Here is a 20,483-nt window from a genome sequence, read left to right as displayed (position 1 = left end):
GTTCCCGTCCGTTCCGTGCGAGCCGCCGGAGGCGTGCCGTGTCCGTACCCTCAGCCGCCAAGCCGCCGCCCTTCGACCCGGGCGACCCCCTCGGGCTGGACGATCTGCTCGACCCGGAGGAGCTGGCGATCCGGGACACCGTGCGCGCCTGGGCCGCCGACCGGGTGCTGCCGTACGTCGCCGAGTGGTACGAACGCGGCGAGCTGCCCGGCATCCGCGAACTGGCCAAGGAACTCGGCTCCCTCGGCGCGCTCGGCATGTCCCTGACGGGGTACGGCTGCGCGGGCGCGAGCGCCGTCCAGTACGGACTGGCCTGTCTGGAACTGGAGGCCGCCGACTCCGGCGTCCGCTCCCTGGTCTCCGTACAGGGCTCGCTCGCCATGTACGCGATCCACCGGTACGGCTCCGAGGAGCAGAAGGAGCGGTGGCTGCCCGGGATGGCGGCGGGCGACACCCTCGGCTGCTTCGGTCTCACCGAGCCCGACCACGGCTCCGACCCGTCGGGCATGCGGACGTACGCCCGGCGCGACGGCGCCGACTGGGTGCTCGACGGACGCAAGATGTGGATCACCAACGGCTCGGTGGCGGGCGTCGCCGTCGTCTGGGCGCAGACCGACCGCGACGGCGGCGGCGCCGGGATCAGGGGCTTTCTCGTGCCGGCCGGGACCCCCGGCTTCTCCGCGCCCGAGATCCGTCACAAGTGGTCGCTGCGCGCCTCGGTCACCAGCGAACTGGTCCTGGACGGCGTACGGCTGCCCGCCGACGCCGTACTCCCCGGGGTCACCGGGCTGCGCGGACCGCTGAGCTGTCTGAGCCACGCGCGCTACGGCATCGTCTGGGGCTCGATGGGCGCGGCGCGCGCCAGTTTCGAGGCGGCGCTCGGCTACGCGCGGACCCGGGAGCAGTTCGGCCGGCCGATCGGCGGCTTCCAGCTCACCCAGGCCAAACTCGCCGACATGGCGCTCGAACTGCACAAAGGGATCCTGCTCGCCCACCATCTGGGGCGGCGGATGGACGCGGGCCGGCTCCGCGCCGAACAGGTCAGCTTCGGCAAGCTGAACAACGTGCGGGAGGCGATCGAGATCTGCCGGACCGCGCGGACGATTCTCGGCGCCAACGGGATCTCGCTGGAGTATCCCGTGATGCGCCATGCGACCAACCTCGAATCGGTGCTCACCTACGAGGGCACCGTCGAGATGCATCAGCTCGTGCTGGGCAAGGCGCTCACCGGGCTCGACGCGTTCCGGTGAGCCGCCCTGCTCAGCTCTGGTTGAAGAAGCCGTCCTGCGGGCGGCCGACGGCGTCACCGGTGACGATCTCGGTGTCGGCCGGGCTGAGCAGGAAGACCCGGGTGGCGACCCGGTCGATCGAACCGCGCAGACCGAAGATCAGCCCGGCGGCGAAGTCCACCACACGCTTGGCGTCGGCGGGCTCCATGGCTGTGAGGTTCATGATGACGGGGGTGCCGGCCCGGAAGAGTTCGCCGATGGCACGGGCGTCCCGGAAGGACTCCGGGGAGACCGTGGCGATTCTGCGGTCCTGCTCCTGGGCGGTGGACTCGGGGGCGACCCGCATGCGGGGCTCGCTCCGCCAGGTCTCGCCACTCTCAGCACCCTCGGCGTACTCGTCGTCGTAGTAACGCTCGTCGTTGTCCTCGACGAGGCCCAGCCAGGCACTCGCCTTGCGCACCGATCCCATGGACGCCTCCTTTCACCGCGGTCACTTGACGTTCCCTATCCCTATCGTCGTCCATCATGCGGATCGCGCGCCAAGGGGATAGTCGGCGCGCAGGCGATTCGTGACGGTACTGGTGCAGAAGATGTGGCGATTCGTCAAGGTTCTTCCAGGATACGGGCCCTGAGATGGTGCAAAATAATACGTTCCGGCCAGATGGGTGACGTTGACGTCGTCCGAGTGAACGGATCACTCGATACGATGCGTCGCGCACCAACGAACGACACTCGGGGGAACGTCGTGTTCGGAATCGTCAGGCCCTGCACGCATCGGCTCGGCAGTGGACTCAAGGCCGAGTGGACGGCCCATCTCTGCGGGCTCTGCCTGGCACTTCGCTCCGATCACGGCCAGTTCGCCCGGATCGTCACCAACTACGACGGCCTGATCGTCTCGGTCCTGACGGAGGCTCAGGCCGGCCGGACCCCGGAGCTGCGCCGCATCGCCGGGCCCTGCCCGCTGCGCGGCATGCGGACCGCGCCGGTCGCCCGCGGCGAGGGCGCGCGGCTCGCCGCCGCCGTCTCGCTGGTGCTGGCCTCGGCGAAGATACGGGACCACGTCGCCGACGGGGACGGGCTGTTGCGGCGCAGGCCGCTGGCCGCCGCCGCGCGCCGGGTCGCCACCGGCTGGGACCGGGCGGGCGCGCGGACCGGCGCGGAGCTGGGCTTCGACACCGCCGTCCTGGTGGACGCCGTCGACCGGCAGCCGGGGATCGAGGCGCTGGCCGGGCCCGGCACCCCGCTGCTCACCGTCACGGAACCGACCGAGACCGCCACCGCGGCGGCCTTCGCGTACACCGCCGTCCTGGCAGGGCGGCCGGGGAACCGGGCGCCGCTGGCCGAGGCGGGGCGGCTCTTCGGACGGCTCGCGCATCTGCTGGACGCCGTGGAGGACCAGGGAACTGACGCCGCCTCAGGCGCGTGGAACCCGCTCACCGCGACGGGCACCTCCCGGGCGGAGGCCCGCCGTCTCGCCGACGACGCCGTGCACGGCATCCGGCTCGCGCTGCGCGACGCGGAGTTCACCGACGACCGCCTGGCACATGTGCTGCTCGCCCACGAACTGCGCGCCTCGGTCGACCGCGCCTTCGGCACGCCGGGGTGCGCGCACCGCGAAGGCGGCGCCCCCGGCACCCCGGGCGCCCCTCCGGACATGCTGCCGCCCGGCACCCCGGGGGGCCGGTACAGGTCGCCGCAGAAGCGCGGGTTCCTGGCCGGCTGCGCGGTCTTCACCGGGCTGTGCTGCACCTGCCAAATGTGCTGTGCGAAGGAGTACGAGGGCCCCTGGTCGCGGGAGAAGCACGAAGGTCTCTGCCGTGACGGCGACTGCTGCGAGGCGTGCGGTGATTGCTGTGACGGTTGCGGCAACTGCTGTAGCTGCGGGGAGAGCTGTGGCAACTGCTGTAGCTGCTGCGACTGCGGAGGTGTCTGACGGCGCCCGGAGGCGCGCGTCGGACGACGGCTACGAAGGGAGCGGGCGGTACGAGGGGAGGGGAAGAGCCTGGAGCGCTGCGTGTGAAGGCACGCGGGGAACGGCGCGGCGAGCGCCGGGAGAACAGGGGCGGAGCAGGGCGTCAGCTCAACAGGAAGAGGACCACACGCGACCGAAGTCGATGTGGGAGCGCGTGACGAGCCACTGCTTCGCATGCATGAGCCAAGTGGAACAGGCATCCGTTTCCGAGTCAACCGGCCCCCCGTCGCGCTGAGACGGACGGCTCACAGTACGGACAAGCTTGACAACAGGCCGTACACCCCGCATAGCCTCGTCCCCGCAGACGGACCCCGCTGAGGGGCTCGGTCCGTCCGTGTTCCGCGTGAAGGCACCCCGTGTTCGATCTCTGCATCCACGGAGCCTTCCCATGCCCCCGTCACCGGATCCGGCCACCCTCCGCACGCCCCCCGTCACCCCGTCCGTCGTCGTGGTCGGCGCGGGCCCGCGCGGCACCGGCTTCCTGGAGCGGATCGCCGCCAACGCGCCGTCCCTGTACGACGGTCTGCCGCTGGACATCCATCTCGTCGACCCGTTCCCGCCCGGCGCCGGCCGGATATGGCGCCGCGACCAGTCCCCGCTGCTCTGGATGAACTCCATGGCCGAGGACGTGACGATGTTCACCGACGACTCGGTCGTGCTGGAGGGCCCCGTACGCCCCGGGCCCGCGCTCGACGCCTGGGCCCGCGACATCACGGCGGGCCGCACCCGTCTCGCCGCCGCCTCCCCGGCCGAGTCGGCGGCGGACCGGGCCGGGCTCCTGGCCGAGATCGCCGCCCTCACCGGACAGAGCTTCCCCAGCCGCCGGGTCCAGAGCGCCTATCTGAGCTGGGTGTACGAGCGGACGGTGGCCGCCCTGCCGTCCGGCGTCCGGGTCCATCTCCACCCCACCCACGCGCTGCGCGTCTCCGGGCAGCGCGAAGGACGCCAGCGCGTGCTGCTCGCCGGCCGCGCCGAACCGCTGGAGGCCGATCTCGTCGTCCTGACCCTCGGCCATCTCGACGCCGAACCCGACCGGGAACAGATGGAACTGGCCGGATTCGCGCGCCGCCACGGGCTGCGCCACCTGCCGCCGGACTTCACCGCCGACAGCGACCTCACCGCCCTGCCCGCCGGTGAACCCGTCATCGTGCGCGGCTTCGGCCTCGCCTTCGTCGACCTGATGGTGCTGCTCACCGAAGGGCGCGGCGGCCACTACACCGGGGGCGGGGACCCCGTCGACGAGCTGGTCTACCACCCGTCGGGGCGCGAACCCGTCCTCCACGTCGGCTCGCGGCGCGGCGTCCCGTACCACTCCAAGATCGGTTACGGACTGGCCGGTGAACGGCCCCCGCTGCCGCGCTTCCTCGGGCCCGCGCAGATCGACGCCCTGCTGGCGAGGGCCGAGCGGCCCGACTACGCCCGCGACATCCGGCCACTGGTCGAGAAGGAGCTGGGCTTCGCCCACTACCACCGGCTCTTCACCGCCCACCCCGGGCGCACCCGCGTCGGCTGGGCGGACTTCGAGGAGAGGTACGCGGCGGCCGACCCCGGGAGCCCGTCACTCGACGCCCTGGTGAGCGCCGCCGTACCCGACCCCGCCGACCGGCTCGACCTCGCCGCGCTCGACCGGCCGCTGGACGGGGCGCGCTTCGCCTCGTACGACGCGCTCCAGGGCGGCCTGCGCGCCTACATCACCCGGGACCTGGCCCGCCGGCACGACCCGGCCCACAGCGCGGACCTCGGGGTCTTCCTCGGGCTGCTCTCCGTCTACGGCCAGCTCGTCCGCCTCGGCGACCTCGGCGACCCCGGCGGGCGGTGGCACGGCTTCTTCAGCTATCTCGCCTCCGGCCCGCCGGGCCCCCGGCTGCGGCAGCTCCTCGCGCTCTCCCGGGCCGGTGTCGTCCGCTTCCTCGGCGCGGGCACCACCGTCGAGGCCGACGAACGCCGCGCTGTCTTCCGGGCCGGCAGCGCCTCCGTACCGGGGGAGTACGTCGAGGCGCGCGCCCTGGTCGAGGCCCGGCTCCCCGACCCCTCGCCGGAGCGCACCCTCAGCCCGCTGCTGCGCTCCCTGTACGACGAGGGGGCCGTCGCGATCTCCGCCGCCGGGCTGGTCCGGGTCGACCCCGGGGACGGCAGGCTCGTGGAACGCGACGGCCGCCCGCACCCGCGCCGTTTCTCGCTCGGCCCGTACACCACCGCGCGCTCCAGCGGGGCGTTCACCCGGCCGCGTACCGGCGGACCCGCGTTCCGCCAGAACGACGCCACCGCGCGGACCGCCCTCACCCTGCTCGCCGAGGCGTCCGCCCGCACGGTCCGCACGCCGTCCCCGGACGCCGCGCGCCGTCTCCTCACTCTACGGACGGGCCCGACCAGCCCGTCGGAAGCCGGAAGGTAGGCCCGTCATGTCCGCCACCCGCCCCCTGCACCTCGCCGCCGAGATCGGCGGCCCGCCCCGGTACGACGCCGCGTCGTACGGGGAACTCGCCCGGCTCGCCGAGCGCGGCTCCCTCGACTTCGTGACGCTCAGGGACTCCTTCGAGCGCCCGGGCCTCGACGCGCTCGCCGTGCTCGCGCGGGTCGCCCCCGCCACGGAACGCGTCGGACTCGTCCCGACCGTCACCACCACCCACACCGAGCCGTTCCACCTCTCCACGGCCGTCGCCACCCTGGACTGGGTGAGCCGTGGCCGGGCGGGATGGCTTGTCGACGTGTCGACCACCACCGCACAGGCCCGGCTCTTCGGGCGCCGGCCCGCCGCGCCCGCGTCCGCCCTCTGGCGGGAGGCGGGCGAGGTCGCCGACGTGGCCGCCCGGCTCTGGGACAGTTGGGAGGACGACGCCGAGATCCGCGACACATCGACAGGGCGCTTCATCGACCGCGCCAAGCTCCACCATGTCGACTTCCAGGGCACCACGTTCGGCGTGCGCGGCCCGTCCATCGTGCCGAGGCCGCCCCAGGGGCACCCCGTCACCGTGGTCGACATAGCGACCGGACGCACCCCCGCCCTCACCGACGCCGCCGCCCGGCACGCCGATGTCGTCCTGATCAGGGCGGGCCGGCCCGAGGAGGCGGCGGCCCTCCGCGAGCGGCTGCGGGCCCGCGCAGCCGCCCACGGCCGTGCCCCCGGCACCCTGCGGGTACTGGCCGCGCTCACCCTCGACTTCCACGACGGCGAACGCCCGCCGGAGGCGGGCCCGGTGAACGGGGCGCACACCGCCGCCGGCGCGGCGGGCGCGTACTACCGGGGCGGCCCCGTCGACCTCGCCGACCTCATCACCCGCTGGCACGCCGGCGGCGCCGTCGACGGCTTCCACCTCACCCCCGTCGAGCCCCACCGCGACCTCGAACGCCTGGTCAACGGCACCGTCGCCCTCCTCCAGCACCGCAGCCTCTTCCGCACCTTCCACCCGGGCGGCACCCTCCGCGAACACCTGGGCCTCGCCCGGCCCGCCAACCAGTACACGACCACCGGGGGAGCGTCATGAGTACCGAGCCGACACAGCGGACCGGGGCCACCCCGCTTGCGCGGACCGGGGCCGGGGCGCGCAAGCGGATCCATCTCGCCGCGCACTTCCCCGGGGTCAACAGCACCACCGTCTGGGCCGACCCCCGCTCCCGCTCCCAGATCGACTTCGCCTCCTTCGAGGCGCTCGCCAGGACCGCCGAGCGCGGCACCTTCGACTTCTTCTTCCTCGCCGAGGGGCTGCGGCTGCGCGAACACAACGGCCTCATCCACGATCTGGACGTCGTCGGCCGCCCCGAATCGCTCACCGTGCTGAACGCGCTGGCCGCCGTCACCGACCGGCTCGGCCTCGCCGCCACCGTGAACGCCACCTTCAACGAGCCGTTCGAACTGGCCCGCAGGCTCGCCACCCTCGACCACCTCAGCGCCGGCCGCGCCGCCTGGAACGTCGTCACCTCCTCCGACGCCTTCACCGGGGAGAACTTCCGGCGCGGCGGCTATCTCGACCGGGCCGACCGCTACACCCGGGCCGCCGAGTTCGTCCGTACCGCCCGCGAGCTGTGGGACTCCTGGACCCCGCCCGCGCCCGGCGCCCCGCACGGCACGCCCCGGCCCTTCGCGCACTCCGGGCCGCAGTTCGACATCGCGGGCGAGTTCACCGTCCCGCGCTCCCCGCAGGGCCACCCCGTGATCATCCAGGCGGGCGACTCCGACGAGGGCCGCGAGTTCGCCGCCTCCGCCGCCGATGTGATCTTCACCCGGCACGGCACCCTGGAGGCGGGCCGCGCCTTCTACGCCGACACCAAGGGACGGCTGGCCGCGTACGGCAGGAAGCCGGACGACCTCAAGATCATGCCCGGGGTCACCGTCGTCCTCGGCGACACCGACGCCGAGGCACGGGAGCACGCCGCCGCGATCCGCGCACAACAGGTCTCCCCGCAGAACGCGCTGCTCGCCCTGGAACAGGTCTGGGGCCGCGACCTCTCCGGCTACGACCCGGACGGACCGCTGCCCGAGATCGACCCCGACCCGGACTCCACGCTGGTCCAGGGCCGGGTACGGGTCGGTGACCCGCTCGCGGTGGCCGCCAGGTGGCGGGCGCTGTCCGAGGCCAAGGGGCTGTCCATCCGACAGACCGTCATCGAGACCACGGCACGCCAGTCCTTCGTCGGCACCCCGGAGACCGTCGCCGAGGAGATGGACGCCTTCGTGTCCGGTGACGCGGCCGACGGCTTCATCCTCGTACCCCATCTCACCCCGGGCGGGCTCGACGACTTCGTCGACCGGGTGGTCCCGCTGCTCCGGGAGCGCGGCGCCTTCCGTACGGAGTACGAGGGCACCACCCTGCGCTCCCACCTCGGGCTCCCCGACCCCGTATGGAAAGGTGCAACAGCATGACAACGGAACCATCGCCCGACCCCGCCCAGGAGTGGGTGAGCTGGCACGCACACCGCATCGTCACGGTCGCCGCCCCGTACGGACCGCTCGCCCTCACCGGCACCCACTGGCTCGCCGACCACCCGGACGGGACCCTCCCCGGGCTCCCGGGGGTGTGGCGCGAGGACGGCGACGCGATCGTGCTGAGCGCGGCGGCCGGGGACGGGCTGACCGCCGACGGCGAGCCCCTCACGGGAGAGATCGAACTCGGCGCCGACACCGGCCCCTTCGACGAGTCCCGGATCGCCGCAGGCCCGCGCAGACTGGTCGTGCTGCGCCGCGAAGGGCTGTGGGCCGTACGGGAGTTCGACCCCGAGTCGGCCGCGCGCCGCGCCTTCCGCGCCATCGAGGCCACCCCGTACGACCCGGCCTGGACACTGCCCGGCCGCTTCCGGCCGTACGGGGCGAGCCGCACCGTACGCGTCGGGAACGCCGACGGCCGGGAGCGGGGCCTCGGCCTCGGCGGCGAGATCGCCTTCACCGCCGACGGTACGGAACACACCCTCCAGGTCGCGGTGGAGCCCGACGGCTCGCTGTGGGCGGTCTTCGCCGACGCCACCAGCGGCCACGGCACCTTCCCCTTCCGCTTCCTGCGCCCCGCCGCCCCGGCCGAAGACGGGACGGTGACGGTCGACTTCAACCGCTCGCTGCTCCCGCCGTGCGCCTTCGCCGACCACTTCATCTGCCCGTTCCCGCCGCCCGGCAACACGCTGCCGATCGCCGTCCCGGCGGGCGAACGCGCGGTCCTCACCGACTGACCCCGACCCGTCTCCCGCGGCCGGGGCGCCACCCCACGCGGCGCCCCGGCACCGTACGCCCCACTGGTCGTCCATGCGGCCAAATCCCGCCCTTGCGGGGGGAGTTGAGGCCGCCAATACTCCCGTGCAGCGCCGGTCGGGGCGCGGCGTCCCCGGGTGACCCCCGGGGCCTCCCGCGCCGTCGGCCGCGCCTCACGGGCCCCTGAACCCCACCAACGGGCCCCCGATTCCCTTCGGGAGGAACGACCAGTGAGGATCAAGCGCACCACCCCCCTCAGCGGCGTGGCAAGACGCGTACGCCTGATCGCCGTCACCACCGGAATAGCCGCGGCGGCGGCCCTCGCGATACCCACCGCGAACGCCGCCCAGGCCACCACGTTCAGCGCGAGCCAGCTCACCGCGGCGAGCGAGGCCGTGCTGGAAGCCGATGTCGCGGGCACCGCCTGGGCCGTCGACCCGGCGACCAGGTCCGTTGTCGTCCAGGCCGACTCCACCGTCACCACGGACGACATCGACTCCATCGAGCGGGCCGCCGGCGCCAACGCGGGCGCGCTGCGCGTCGAGCGCACCACGGGCACGCTCTCCAAGCTCATCTCGGGCGGCGACGCCGTCTACGCCACGAGCTGGCGCTGCTCGGCCGGGTTCAACGTCCGCAGCGGCACCACGTACTACTTCCTGACGGCGGGCCACTGCACCGAGGGCCTGCCGCCCTGGTACACCAACTCCGCGCACAGCACGAGCATCGGCCCCTCGGCCGGCACCAGCTTCCCCGGCAACGACTACGGCCTCGTGCGGTACTCGAACACCGCGCTGGCCCACCCGGGCACCGTCGGCAGTGTCACCATCACGGGCGCGGCCAACGCCACCACCGGGATGTCCGTCACGCGCCGGGGCTCCACGACCGGCATCCACAGCGGTTCGGTGACGGGCCTCAACTACACGGTGAACTACGGGAGCGGCGATGTCGTCAGCGGCCTGATCCGCACCACCGTCTGCGCCGAACCGGGTGACAGCGGCGGGGCGCTCTACTCCGGCTCGCTCGCCATCGGGCTCACCTCGGGCGGCAGCGGGAACTGCACCTCGGGCGGCACCACGTACTTCCAGCCGGTGACGGAGGCCCTGAGCGCCTACGGGGTCACGCTCGTCTAGGGTCTTTCGCCCGGGTCCGGCTTTCGTCCGGATCCGGCTGGATCAGTCGCGGGGCGAGTCTCCGTCCGGATCGCCGGGCGGGGGCTCGCCTCCCTGTCTCTGAGAGAATGCCAGGGTGTGCGCCGCAGAGGAACCGGGGGCCGTGAAGCAGTGAAACGCATCGGAGTGACCGGCCACCGCGACATCCCTGCCGAGGCGTACGCGCACATCAGGGCCGCCATCGTGGCCGTACTGCACGGCCAGAGCGGGTCGATGGAGGCGCTCTCCAGCCTCGCGGCCGGCGCCGACCAGCTCTTCGCGGTCCTCGCCCTGGACCACGGCGCGGAGCTGACCGTGGTCATCCCCAGCGGCGACTACGAGGACGGCTTCGAGGACCCGGCCGAACTCGACGGCTACTTGAGGCTCAAGGACCGGGCCACGCTGGAGGTCCGGATGGCCTACCCGCACTCCACCGACGAGGCGTACTACGCGGCGGGCACCTACATCGCCGACAACTGCGACCGGCTGCTCGCCGTCTGGGACGGCCGCCCGGCCCGCGGTCTCGGCGGAACGGGCGACATCGTGCGGTACGCGCGCGAGCGCGGGAAGCCGGTCACGGTGATCTGGTGCGAGGGCGTCGAGCGCGCCTGAGGCGGCGCACCCGCGCCCCTGTGCCCGTACCGCCGCGCCGCGTTCCGGACGGGCGGCTCAACTGCGGTGCCGTACCAGCCAGTCCGTGTGCTGCGGCGAGACGATCCGCTCGGTCTCGTACACCGCGTTGGCCCACTGCTCCTCGGTGACCATCGTCTCCATCGCCGTATGCATCGCCGCCAGGTCCTCCTCCACCAACGAGTGCGCGGAGATGAGGGGTTGGTGGCGCCGTATCTCGCTCCACGCCAGACAGGCCGCCGCCGACGCCGACAACAGCCCCAGGAAAGCACCCGAGTCGGTGACCGAGAACGTCCGCAGTACGGCCAGCAGCAGCGCCAGCAGGGTCAGCAGCGCGATGGTGGCCGACCAGAGGGTGGTGGCCCGGCGGGAGACGACCGTTCTGCGGTGGTACCAGTTGCGCTGCTCGATCAGCCGGTCCCTGACGTACGTCTCCTTGCGGGCGCCGAAGGGCTTGTCCCGCAGCATCCGCATCGCGGGCGTGATGAGCTCCCCGGAGGCGCCCCCTCCCGCGCCCGAACCCTCCTGAGGGCTCTCCCGGGGGTCCTCCCAACCCACCTTCCGTAACTCGGCGAGCCCGGCCTCCATCCGCGTGGCGAACAACTCGGCGGCCCCGGCGGCCCCGGAGTCGAAGGGCGCGCCGTGCACCGCGTAGCGCCAGGAGAGTGACTTGATGAACTCCGCCGCGGAGCGGTTGAGTTGCCAGTGCGACTTCGCTCGCTGGCCCGCGGAGCGGAACGTGACCAGAAGCACACCCGCGTACGCCAACGCGCCGAGTGCGCTGAGGAGTTGGAACGATCCCCCGACCTTCCCCTGCCAGGGCAGCGAGGTCAGCAGCGCGCCCAGCACCAGCAGCAGGAGCTGGCGGCGGGTGGCGTTGACCGCTTCGCGCTGGCGGCGGACGGCGATCGCGTCCGCGTGATGGAAGAGAACCGGCAGATCGGCGTTTCGGAAGACCATGCTGTGCAGTGGTCCGCGTAAGTCGGCCATGCGCGCCCCCGTCTGCTGTTTTGTTGTCACTCGATCAGCGGAACGATCAGCCCCGCACCCGTTCGTGAACTCCCGGCAACGCTTTTGTCTCGTCCCCACGTGCCGAGTTGCCGCACGGGTTCATGAGAGTAAAGTCGAGCCGCTGACACTGCAACGGTGCGGTGTCTCCTGTACGACCGACATGATCAAGGACGGCCGCCGTGACCTCTCAGACCTCTGTCGCCTTCGCCACCGCGAAGAAGAACCGCGTCCCCCTCGCAGAGATCGATGTACGCGACGCCGGTGTCGCCAAGAAGCTCGGCCGTGTACTGCCCATGCCCAGCGGCCGTGTCGCGCGGGTGTCGAGCTTCAACTCGGCGCTCTAGTCAGCGTTCTTGAGTGTTCTGGAGCGTTCTGGACTGGCGAAACGCGCTCTAGACTGGCGGAATGACAGGACCCCTGGTCCCTTTCCGCGAGATCGTCCTGAAGGTCCACAGCAGGTGCGATCTGGCGTGTGACCACTGCTACATCTATGAACACGCCGATCAGAGCTGGCGTACCCGCCCCAAAGCGATCTCTGACGAAGCGATTTCCCGGACAGCTCTGCGACTGGCCGAGCATGCCACCACCCACGCCCTGCCCTCCGTGTCAGTGATCCTGCACGGAGGGGAGCCACTGCTCGCCGGCCCCGCCCGGCTCAGGCGCGTGTGCGAGGAACTTCACCACGCCCTCGACGGCGTCGCCGACCTCGACCTACGCATCCACACCAACGGGCTCCAGCTCTCGCCCCGCTATCTCGACCTCTTCGACGAGTTCGGCGTCCGGGTGGGCATCTCCCTCGACGGCGACCGTACGGCCAACGACCGCCACCGCCGCTTCGCGGACGGCCGCAGCAGCCACCCTCTGGTCCTCAAGGCCGTCGAACTCCTCCGGCAGGACCGCTACCGCCATCTCGACCTCGGGCTGCTCTGCACGATCGACGCCGCCAACGACCCCGTCGCCGTGTACGACGCGCTGGACGCGCTCGACCCGCCGCGCATCGACTTCCTGCTGCCGCACGCCACCTGGGACGAGCCGCCGCCACGCCCGGACGGCTCGCCCACCGCGTACGCCGACTGGCTGCTCGCCGTCTTCGACCGCTGGGACGCGCGGGGCCGGCCGATGCCCGTACGCCTCTTCGACTCGGTGCTCTCCACCCTGACCGGCGGCCCGAGCCTCACCGAATCGCTCGGCCTCGCCCCCACCGATCTCGTCGTCGTGGAGACCGACGGCACCCTGGAGCAGGTCGACTCCCTCAAGAGCGCCTACGAGGGCGCCGCCGCCACCGGGTTCGACGTCTTCGCGCACACCTTCGACGAGGTCGCCGCCCACCCCGGCGTACGGAGCAGACAGCTCGGGCTCGCCGGTGTGAGCGAGGAGTGCCGGCGCTGCCCGGTCGTCCGCTCCTGCGGCGGCGGCCTCTACACCCACCGCTACCGGTCGGGGTCCGGGACGCCCCCCGGCGGCTCCGGCGGGCCGGGCGGATTCGGCGGGCCGGGCGGCCCCGGCGGCCCCGGCGGGCCGGGCGGATTCGACAACCCCTCCGTGTACTGCGCCGACCTGATCGCCCTCATCGGCGGGATCGAGTCCCGTACCCGCGCCGAGACCGTCCCGCCCGCCGTCGGCCACCCCGCTGAACTCCTCGACGCCCAGCACGAGCTGACCCGCTCGATGCTGGCCGAGCTGCACGCCGCGCTCGACGGCCGGGGCGGCGAGCCCTGGCAGGAGGCGTGGGAGCTGGCGAACGCCGTCGAACGGCGCTCCGACGGGCTCGACACCCTCTTCGCCCACCCCTACACCCGCACCTGGCTGGCCGAGGCGATCGCCGCCGCCCGCGACGGGCGGCCCGACGCGCCGGGCCTCGCGCGCCGGGTACAGGCGTATGTCGCCGCCGCCGTCCTGCGGGGCGGTCTGGACACGCCCGTACGGGTCCACCACCGGGACGGCGTGCTCGTCCTGCCCACCCTCGGCGCCCTGCGGCTCGGCCCGCCCGGCGAGAGCGGCGAGGCCGAGGTACGCCTCGCCGAGAAGGGGTTCGTGGTGCGCACCGGCACCGCGGAACTGCGGGTCGTCCGCGCCGACGAGACCGCCGGACCCTGGCGCCCCGTGCGCCGCCTCGGCCGGGACGGGGCGCCCGACCTCGCCCTGGACGACATCGACCCGTACCGCGACACCTTCGACGCCCCCGCCCACCCCGGGCTCGGCCGGGACGAGGCCGCCGACTGGAGCGGCCGGCTCGCGGCGGCCTGGGCGCTGCTGCGCGACGCCGTCCCCGACCAGGCCGCGCAGGCCGCCGTCACCCTGTCCACGCTGACGCCCCTCGCGCCCGTGACGGCCCCGCGGGGCCCCGCCGGACGCGCCGCGAGCCCCGCGTACGGCTACGGGGCGCTCGGCGTCCCCGTGGCGGGCGATCCCGTGGCCCTGGCGCCCGCCCTGCTGCGCGGCTTCCGCCGGGCCACCCTGCGGGCGCTGACCGAGGTCACCGATCTCTACGCGCTGGACGGCGCGTGGCAGCGCCCCGCGCCCTGGCGTGAGCGACCGGTGCCCGTCTCCGAACTGCTCGCCGGGGCCCACGAACGCGTGGGACTCGCCGCCTACGACCGCCGCCACCGGGACCACGCCCTGCGGGCGCTGGACACCCTTCAGGACGCGGCGGAACTCACCGTCGGCGGGAAGAGCCTGCTGACCACACTGCGCGCGGAGGCCGACCGTGTCTGACACCCCCCGTGATACGGAAACCCGTTCCACCGCCGAGGAGTTGGCCCGCGAGCTGACCGCCCTGGGGGTGACCCCCGGAACGACCCTGCTCGTCCACGCCTCGCTGCGCGGCACCGGCCTCGACGCCGACACCCTGCGCACGGCCCTGCTGACGGCGCTGGGGGAGGACGGCACCCTGGTCGTGCCGGCCTTCACCGAGGAGAACTCCGACTCCTCCACCGCCCACCGGGCCCGGATCTCCGGACTGACCCGCCGCCAGGCCGCCGCGTTCCGCGCCCAAATGCCCGCCTTCGACGCGGCGACCACCCCCTGCACGGCGATGGGCCGGCTGGCCGAGTCCGTACGCACCGCCGAAGGGGCCGTACGGAGCACCCACCCGCAGACCTCGTTCGCCGCGCTCGGGGCGCGCGCGGCCGAACTGCTGGCGGACCACCCGCTGCACAGCCACCTCGGCCCGGAATCCCCGCTCGGCGCGCTGGCCGGGGCCGACGCCCGGGTTCTGCTGGTCAATGTGGGGTACGGCGCCTGCACCGCGTTCCATCTCGCCGAGTACCGGCCCGGCGCGACCACACGTTCTTATCACTGTGTGGTGAAAGCGCCGGACGGATCACCGCGCTGGGTGGAATATGAGGATGTGCACCTCGACGACAGTGATTTCGCAGCGATTGGGGCCGCGTTCCCCTGGGGACTTGAGCAGAAGGGACAACTGGGCGGGGTGGTCGGGCGCCTCTTCCCGATGAAGGACGCGGTGGCGCACGCCACGGTGTGGATGGCCGAGAAACGGCGTTGAGCGACGTGGGTGTTCACCACAGGACGGGGGTCGTGTGCACGCGTCACCGCAGCAGCGAGCGGCCGACCATCGGCCGTACTTCTTCCTGAGCTACGCGCACACACCGAGGGACGGCGCCTCCGGGGCCGACCCGGACATGTGGGTGCAGAAGCTCTTCCGGGATCTGTCCGAGCACGTGATGGCCATGACGGATCTGCCCGCCGGGGCCCAGGCCGGATTCATCGACCGTGAGATGCGCTCGGGCGAGGGCTGGTCGGAGCGGCTGGCCGATGTGCTCGCCACCTGCCGCGTCTTCGTGCCGCTGTTCTCGCCGCGCTACTTCGCCAGCGAGATGTGCGGCAAGGAGTGGTACGCCTTCGCCCAGCGCGTCATCTACGAGCAGGCCAAGAACAACACCACGGCCGAGGCGATCGTCCCGGCTCTCTGGGTGCCCGTACCGCCCCGGCACCTGCCGGGCCCCGCCGAGCGGTTGCAGTTCAACCACCGTGACTTCGGGGACCGTTACGTCACCGACGGACTGTACGGGCTGATCAAACTCCGGATATTCGAGGACGAGTACCAGCGGGCCGTCTACGAACTCGCCAAGCGCATCGTCAGCGTCGCCGACACCTCCGCGATAGGCCCCGGGCGCCCCGTCGACTACCGCAGCGCGCCCAGCGCCTTCGGCGCCAGCGGCGGGCCCCGCCCGATGCAGGTCACCGTGGCCGCGCCCACCCGGCACGGGCTGCCGGAAGGCCGTACGGCCGACTACTACGGGGGCATGGCACAGGACTGGAACCCCTACCACCCGGACTCGGCACGGCCGTTGGCGTATGTCGCCCGGGATCTGGTGCGCTCCCTCAACTACCAGGCGGACATCGTCTCGTTCGACGAGGTGTCCGTACCCCACGAAGGCAAACAGGCCCCCGTACGGCCGGAGATACTGCTGGTCGACCGGTGGGCCCTGAACGACGAGGAACAGCGCGAGCGGCTCGCCGCGTTCGACGCCGAACACCGGCCCTGGGTGAGCGTCGTCGTCCCGTGGAACCGCGAGGACGAACAGAGCCGGGCGGCCCAGGCCGAGTTGAGCGAGAAACTCGAACGGACCATGCCCAAGAAGATGGGGCAGGGCCGCGCCGCCTGCCGGGCCGCCGCCAAGGGCGTGCCCAGCATGGAGGCGTTCGGCCAGATACTTCCCCAGGTCGTCGAAGCGGCGGCCCAGCAGTACCTGCGGCACGCGGAGGTCTATCCGCCGGCCGGCGGCAGCCACACCGAACGGCCCAGACTGCGCGGCCCGATGGCCGCCGAGTACGCCACGACGCACTACGTTCCCCAGACGCACGACCTGGCGCCCGATGCGGAGGACACGGATGACAGCACGTCGTGACGGACGCATCGTCACCTTCTACTCCTACAAAGGCGGTACGGGCCGCACCATGGCCCTCGCCAACACGGCCTGGATCCTGGCCGCCAACGGAAAGCGCGTCCTCGCGGTCGACTGGGACCTGGAAGCACCCGGCCTGCACCGCTTCTTCCACCCCTTCCTCGACCCCTCGACCCTCGGCGCGACCACCGGGGTCATCGACCTGATCACCGAGTACGCCTGGGCCGCGACCAGCCCCGTGGAACGCCCCGACGACTGGCACCGCGAGTACGCGCGGATCCAGCCGCACGCCGTCTCGCTCACCCCGGAACACCTCGGCTGGGAGTTCCCCGACGGCGGCACCCTCGACTTCGTCTCCGCGGGACGGCAGAACCGCGAGTACTCCGCGACCGTCTCCACCTTCGACTGGGACAACTTCTACGACCGGCTCGGCGGCGGCCACTTCTTCGACGCGCTGCGCGAGGACATGAAGGCCCACTACGACTACGTCCTCATCGACAGCCGCACCGGGCTCAGCGACATCGCCGACATCTGCACCGTCCACCTGCCCGACGTCCTCGTCGACTGCTTCACCCTCAGCGACCAGTCCATCGACGGCGCCGCCGCCGTGGCCCGCCAGATCGACGAGCGGTACGGCGGCCGGGGCATCCGGATCTTCCCCGTACCGATGCGCATCGACGAGGGCGAGAAGGAGAAGGCGGACGCCGGACGCGCCCTGGCCCGGCTGAAGTTCGACCGGTTCCCCGCCGGACTCACCGGGGAACGCCTCACCGCCTACTGGGGCGCGGTGGAGATCCCGTACCGCCCCTACTACGCGTACGAGGAGACCCTGGCGACCTTCGGTGACGAGGCGGGGCTCTCCAACTCCCTGCTCTCCGCCTTCGAACGGCTCACCGCCTATGTCACCGAGGGCGCCGTCACCACGATGCCCGCCGTCGGCGACGAGGCCAGGCTGCGGATCAGGGACGCCTTCACCCGGCGCAGGCCCGCCCTCCCCGCCGACCTCTACCTCAGCTATGTGGCCGAGAACCGGATGTGGGCCGACTGGATCGAATCCGTCCTCACCCGGGCCGGGTTCCGCGTCGTCCCGCGCGACGCCTCCGCCGACCAGCCCACCGCGCCCAAGGGCGGCGACACGGGATCGCTCTCGATCCACCACGACAACGCCACCCGCACGGTCGTACTGCTCTCCGCCGCCTACCTCAAGTCCGCGCGGGCCGTCGAGGTCTTCTCGCGCTCCGCCTCCGAGGACCCCGGCGGCGCCCGGCGCCGGCTGCTGCCGGTGCGCGTCGGCGACGTACGGCTCACCGCCCCGTACATCGACCGCAACCCCGTCGACCTCTTCCGCCTGGACGAGACCCACGCCACCACCGCGCTGCTGCGCGCCCTGGAACGGCCCGTCCAGCTCGCCGACGCCGTCGCACCGGGGCCGCGCTTCCCCGGCACCGTACCCAAGATCTGGAACGCGCCGGCCCGCAACCCCGGCTTCACCGGGCGCTCCGCCGTACTGGAGCGGATGCGCGACCAGCTCGGCGGCGGCATGGCCGTCGTCCTGCCGCAGCCGCAGACCCTGTACGGACTCGGCGGCATCGGCAAGACCCAGGTGGCGCTGGAGTACGTGCACCGCTTCATGGCCGACTACGACCTGGTCTGGTGGATCTCCTCGGAACAGACCGCCGACGTGGTCGCCTCCCTCGCCGAGCTGGCCGTACGGCTCGGCGCCCGGGGCGGCGACGACATGGCAGCCGCCTCGATGGAGGCCGTCGACCTGCTGCGGCGCGGTGTGCCGTCCACCCGCTGGCTGCTGGTGTTCGACAACGCGGACGACCCCGAGCTGGTCCAGCGCTACTTCCCGCCCGGCGGCCCCGGCCATGTCCTGGTCACCTCCCGCAACCAGACCTGGTCGCAGTACGGCGACGCGCTGCCCGTCGACGTGTTCCTGCGGGAGGAGTCCGTCGAACACCTCCAGCGGCGCGCCCCCGGGCTGAACCTCGTGGACGCCGACAAGGTGGCCACCGCCGTCGGGGACCTGCCGCTCGCCGTCGAACAGGCCGCCGCCTGGATCGCGGAGACCGCCACGCCCGTCTCGGAGTACCTGGACCAACTGGGCCAGCAGGCGGCCGGGGTGCTCTCCCTCAACCAGCCCGCCGGCTACCCCGAGCCCGTCGCCGCGACCTGGAACATCTCCATCGACCGGCTCAAGGAGCGCTCACCGGCCGCGGTACGGCTGCTCCAGCTCTGCGCCTTCTTCGCCCCCGAGCCGATCTCCGCGAACCTCCTCTACAGCAAGGAGATGATCGAGGCGCTCAAGCCGTACGACGTCTCGCTCCAGGAGACGCTGGTGCTGGGCCGGGTCATCCGGGAGATCGGCCGGTTCGCGCTGGCCAAGGTGGACCAGGTCGGCAACAGCATCCAGGTGCACCGGCTGGTCCAGGCGATCATCCGCGCCCAGCTCACCGAGGAGGAGCAGCGCGACGCCCGGCACGCCGTCCACCGGATCCTCGCGGGTGCCAGGCCCGACGGCGATGAGCCGATCGACAACCCCGGCACCTGGGACCGGTTCAACACGATCTGGCCCCACCTCATCACCTCGGAGGCGAGCCTCTGCCTGCGCCCCGAGACCCGCAGGCTGCTCATCGACCGGGTGCGCTACCTGTGGAAGCGCGGCGATCTGCCGGCCGCCTTCGAACTCGCCGGCGAACTGCGCGACCTCTGGCGCGAGACGCTCGGCAACGACGACCCGCAGTACCTGTATCTCCGCTTCCACCTCTCCAACATCCTCCGCTCGCAAGGCCGTTACGTGGAGGCGCGGGAGCTGGACGAGGAGACCCTGACCCGGCAGCGCAGGGTGCTCGGGTCGACGCACCCGCACACGTACATGACCACCAGCGGCCTCGCGATGGACCTCGGCACGCTCGGCGAGTACGCCAAGGCGATGGAGCTGGCGACCGAGGCGCACGAGGGGTTCAGCGGGATCTTCCACGAGTCCCACCCCAGGACGCTCGCCGCCGCCAACAACCGGGCGCTGAACCTGCGCATGGTCGGCCGGTACGCCCAGGCGCGCGAGATGGACCAGGAGGTGTTCGACCGGCGGACCGAGGTGCTGGGCCCCGAGCACCCGTACACGCTCTCCTCCGCCACCAGCCTCGGGCGCGACCTGCGGGAGATCGGCCGGTACGAGGACTCGGTCGCGCTGCTCAGCCGGACGTACGCCCTCTACAAGGAGCGGATGGGACGGGCGTTCCCCGGCACCCTCGCGGCGGCCAAGAGCCTGGCCGTGTCGCTGCGCAGGGCGGGGCTCCTGGAGGACGCGCGGCGGCTGACCACGGCCACCAGGAACCGCTACCGGGCCAAGTACGGCGCGGACATCAACCCGGACATGCTCGCCTGCGACCTCAACATGGCGGCCGACCACTTCGCCGCCGGGGAGCCGGTGGCGGCCAGGGACCTGACGCAGGAGGTCGTCGACCAGTATCTGCGGGTGCCGGGCGCCCGCCACCCGTACACCCTCGCCGCGATCAACAACCTCGGCCTCTTCCACTGGGGGTGCGGGGCACCGGAGTTGGCCCAGCAGCTCCTCCAGGGCGCGCTGCGGACGATGCGGGAGGTGCTGGGCGACGAACATCCGCACACGCTCTTCTGCACGGTCAGCCTCGCCAACGCCAAGGCGGACCTGGGCGAGTTGGACGAGGCGCTGGTGACCGAGCGGAGCGCCGTCGCGGGGCTGCGCGTCTCGCTGGGCGCGCGCCATCCGGAGACGCTGGCCGTCACCTCCAACATGTGCGTCACGCTGGGGGCGCTCGGCCGCAAGGGCGAGGCTGCGCAGCTCCGGGTGGAGACCGTGGAGGAACTGGTCAGGCTGCTCGGCGAGGAGCACGCGCTGACCCGCTTCGCACGGGACGACCGGCGGGTCTACCGGGACCTGGAACCGCTGGCGGTGTGAGACCC

15 protein-coding genes are annotated in these 20,483 nt (G+C 72.5%); 13 read left to right on the top strand and 2 right to left on the bottom strand.

Features of this window, described 5'->3' with window-relative positions; genetic code table 11:
* Positions 1-38 precede the first annotated feature (38 nt).
* The gene (locus ACIO3P_RS30740) at positions 39-1,250 is read left to right on the top strand and encodes an acyl-CoA dehydrogenase family protein (RefSeq protein WP_329824619.1); all 1,212 of its coding nucleotides are present in this window, start codon (positions 39-41) and stop codon (positions 1,248-1,250) included.
* A 10-nt stretch (positions 1,251-1,260) separates the two neighbouring features.
* Here the strand turns inward: ACIO3P_RS30740 and ACIO3P_RS30735 are convergent, their stop codons facing one another.
* A complete protein-coding gene (locus tag ACIO3P_RS30735; RefSeq protein WP_329824618.1) occupies positions 1,261-1,698 on the bottom strand; it encodes a cell division protein SepF in 438 nt (145 codons plus the stop codon).
* Between the two features lie 276 nt (positions 1,699-1,974).
* On the opposite strand from ACIO3P_RS30735, the gene ACIO3P_RS30730 reads away from it, so the two are divergent.
* From ACIO3P_RS30730 to ACIO3P_RS30700, 7 genes are all read left to right on the top strand, one after another.
* On the top strand, positions 1,975-3,162 hold the full coding sequence (locus tag ACIO3P_RS30730; RefSeq protein ID WP_401854106.1) for a DUF5685 family protein: 1,188 nt from the start codon (positions 1,975-1,977) through the stop codon (positions 3,160-3,162).
* 427 nt (positions 3,163-3,589) lie between these two features.
* Complete coding sequence (locus ACIO3P_RS30725; RefSeq protein ID WP_401854108.1) at positions 3,590-5,596, top strand: FAD/NAD(P)-binding protein; 2,007 nt, start codon at positions 3,590-3,592, stop codon at positions 5,594-5,596.
* A 7-nt stretch (positions 5,597-5,603) separates the two neighbouring features.
* On the top strand, positions 5,604-6,686 hold the full coding sequence (locus tag ACIO3P_RS30720) for an LLM class flavin-dependent oxidoreductase (protein ID WP_401854109.1): 1,083 nt from the start codon (positions 5,604-5,606) through the stop codon (positions 6,684-6,686).
* A 68-nt stretch (positions 6,687-6,754) separates the two neighbouring features.
* The gene (locus ACIO3P_RS30715; RefSeq protein WP_401854477.1) at positions 6,755-8,062 is read left to right on the top strand and encodes an NtaA/DmoA family FMN-dependent monooxygenase; all 1,308 of its coding nucleotides are present in this window, start codon (positions 6,755-6,757) and stop codon (positions 8,060-8,062) included.
* Complete coding sequence (locus ACIO3P_RS30710; protein ID WP_329824614.1) at positions 8,059-8,859, top strand: DUF1684 domain-containing protein; 801 nt, start codon at positions 8,059-8,061, stop codon at positions 8,857-8,859. The genes ACIO3P_RS30715 and ACIO3P_RS30710 overlap by 4 nt, the downstream gene beginning before the upstream one ends.
* 249 nt (positions 8,860-9,108) lie before the next feature.
* Positions 9,109-10,008: a S1 family peptidase gene (locus ACIO3P_RS30705; RefSeq protein WP_329824613.1), complete on the top strand. Its 900-nt coding sequence runs from the start codon at positions 9,109-9,111 to the stop codon at positions 10,006-10,008.
* Positions 10,009-10,158: 150 nt separating this feature from the next.
* Positions 10,159-10,638, top strand: coding sequence for a hypothetical protein (locus ACIO3P_RS30700; RefSeq protein WP_329824612.1), 480 nt, complete (start codon positions 10,159-10,161; stop codon positions 10,636-10,638).
* Between the two features lie 57 nt (positions 10,639-10,695).
* Here the strand turns inward: ACIO3P_RS30700 and ACIO3P_RS30695 are convergent, their stop codons facing one another.
* On the bottom strand, positions 10,696-11,616 hold the full coding sequence (locus tag ACIO3P_RS30695) for a DUF4231 domain-containing protein (protein WP_401854113.1): 921 nt from the start codon (positions 11,614-11,616) through the stop codon (positions 10,696-10,698).
* Between the two features lie 230 nt (positions 11,617-11,846).
* Between ACIO3P_RS30695 and ACIO3P_RS30690 the strand changes: the two genes are divergently transcribed.
* The 5 genes from ACIO3P_RS30690 to fxsT all read left to right on the top strand — a co-directional run bounded on the left by ACIO3P_RS30690 (position 11,847) and on the right by fxsT (position 20,478).
* The gene (locus ACIO3P_RS30690) at positions 11,847-12,011 is read left to right on the top strand and encodes an FXSXX-COOH protein (protein ID WP_329824610.1); all 165 of its coding nucleotides are present in this window, start codon (positions 11,847-11,849) and stop codon (positions 12,009-12,011) included.
* Between the two features lie 61 nt (positions 12,012-12,072).
* The gene (gene fxsBH, locus ACIO3P_RS30685; RefSeq protein WP_401854116.1) at positions 12,073-14,382 is read left to right on the top strand and encodes a radical SAM/SPASM protein FxsBH, inactivated beta-hydroxylase extension form; all 2,310 of its coding nucleotides are present in this window, start codon (positions 12,073-12,075) and stop codon (positions 14,380-14,382) included.
* Positions 14,375-15,172: an AAC(3) family N-acetyltransferase gene (locus tag ACIO3P_RS30680; RefSeq protein WP_329824608.1), complete on the top strand. Its 798-nt coding sequence runs from the start codon at positions 14,375-14,377 to the stop codon at positions 15,170-15,172. The genes fxsBH and ACIO3P_RS30680 overlap by 8 nt, the downstream gene beginning before the upstream one ends.
* A 34-nt stretch (positions 15,173-15,206) precedes the next feature.
* Entirely contained in the window at positions 15,207-16,538 is a 1,332-nt protein-coding gene (gene fsxC / locus ACIO3P_RS30675) for an FxsC protein (protein WP_329824607.1), read from the top strand.
* Positions 16,522-20,478, top strand: a complete 3,957-nt coding sequence (fxsT, locus tag ACIO3P_RS30670) for an FxSxx-COOH system tetratricopeptide repeat protein (RefSeq protein ID WP_329824606.1) — start codon at positions 16,522-16,524, stop codon at positions 20,476-20,478. Before fsxC ends, fxsT begins: the two co-directional genes overlap by 17 nt.
* Positions 20,479-20,483: the final 5 nt, after the last annotated feature.

It is taken from the genome of Streptomyces sp. NPDC087310, assembly GCF_044744405.1.
In the GTDB taxonomy this organism is placed as follows: domain Bacteria; phylum Actinomycetota; class Actinomycetes; order Streptomycetales; family Streptomycetaceae; genus Streptomyces.
The sequence above is the reverse complement of the archived record's forward strand: the minus strand, read 5'-3'. Positions and strand labels throughout refer to the sequence as shown.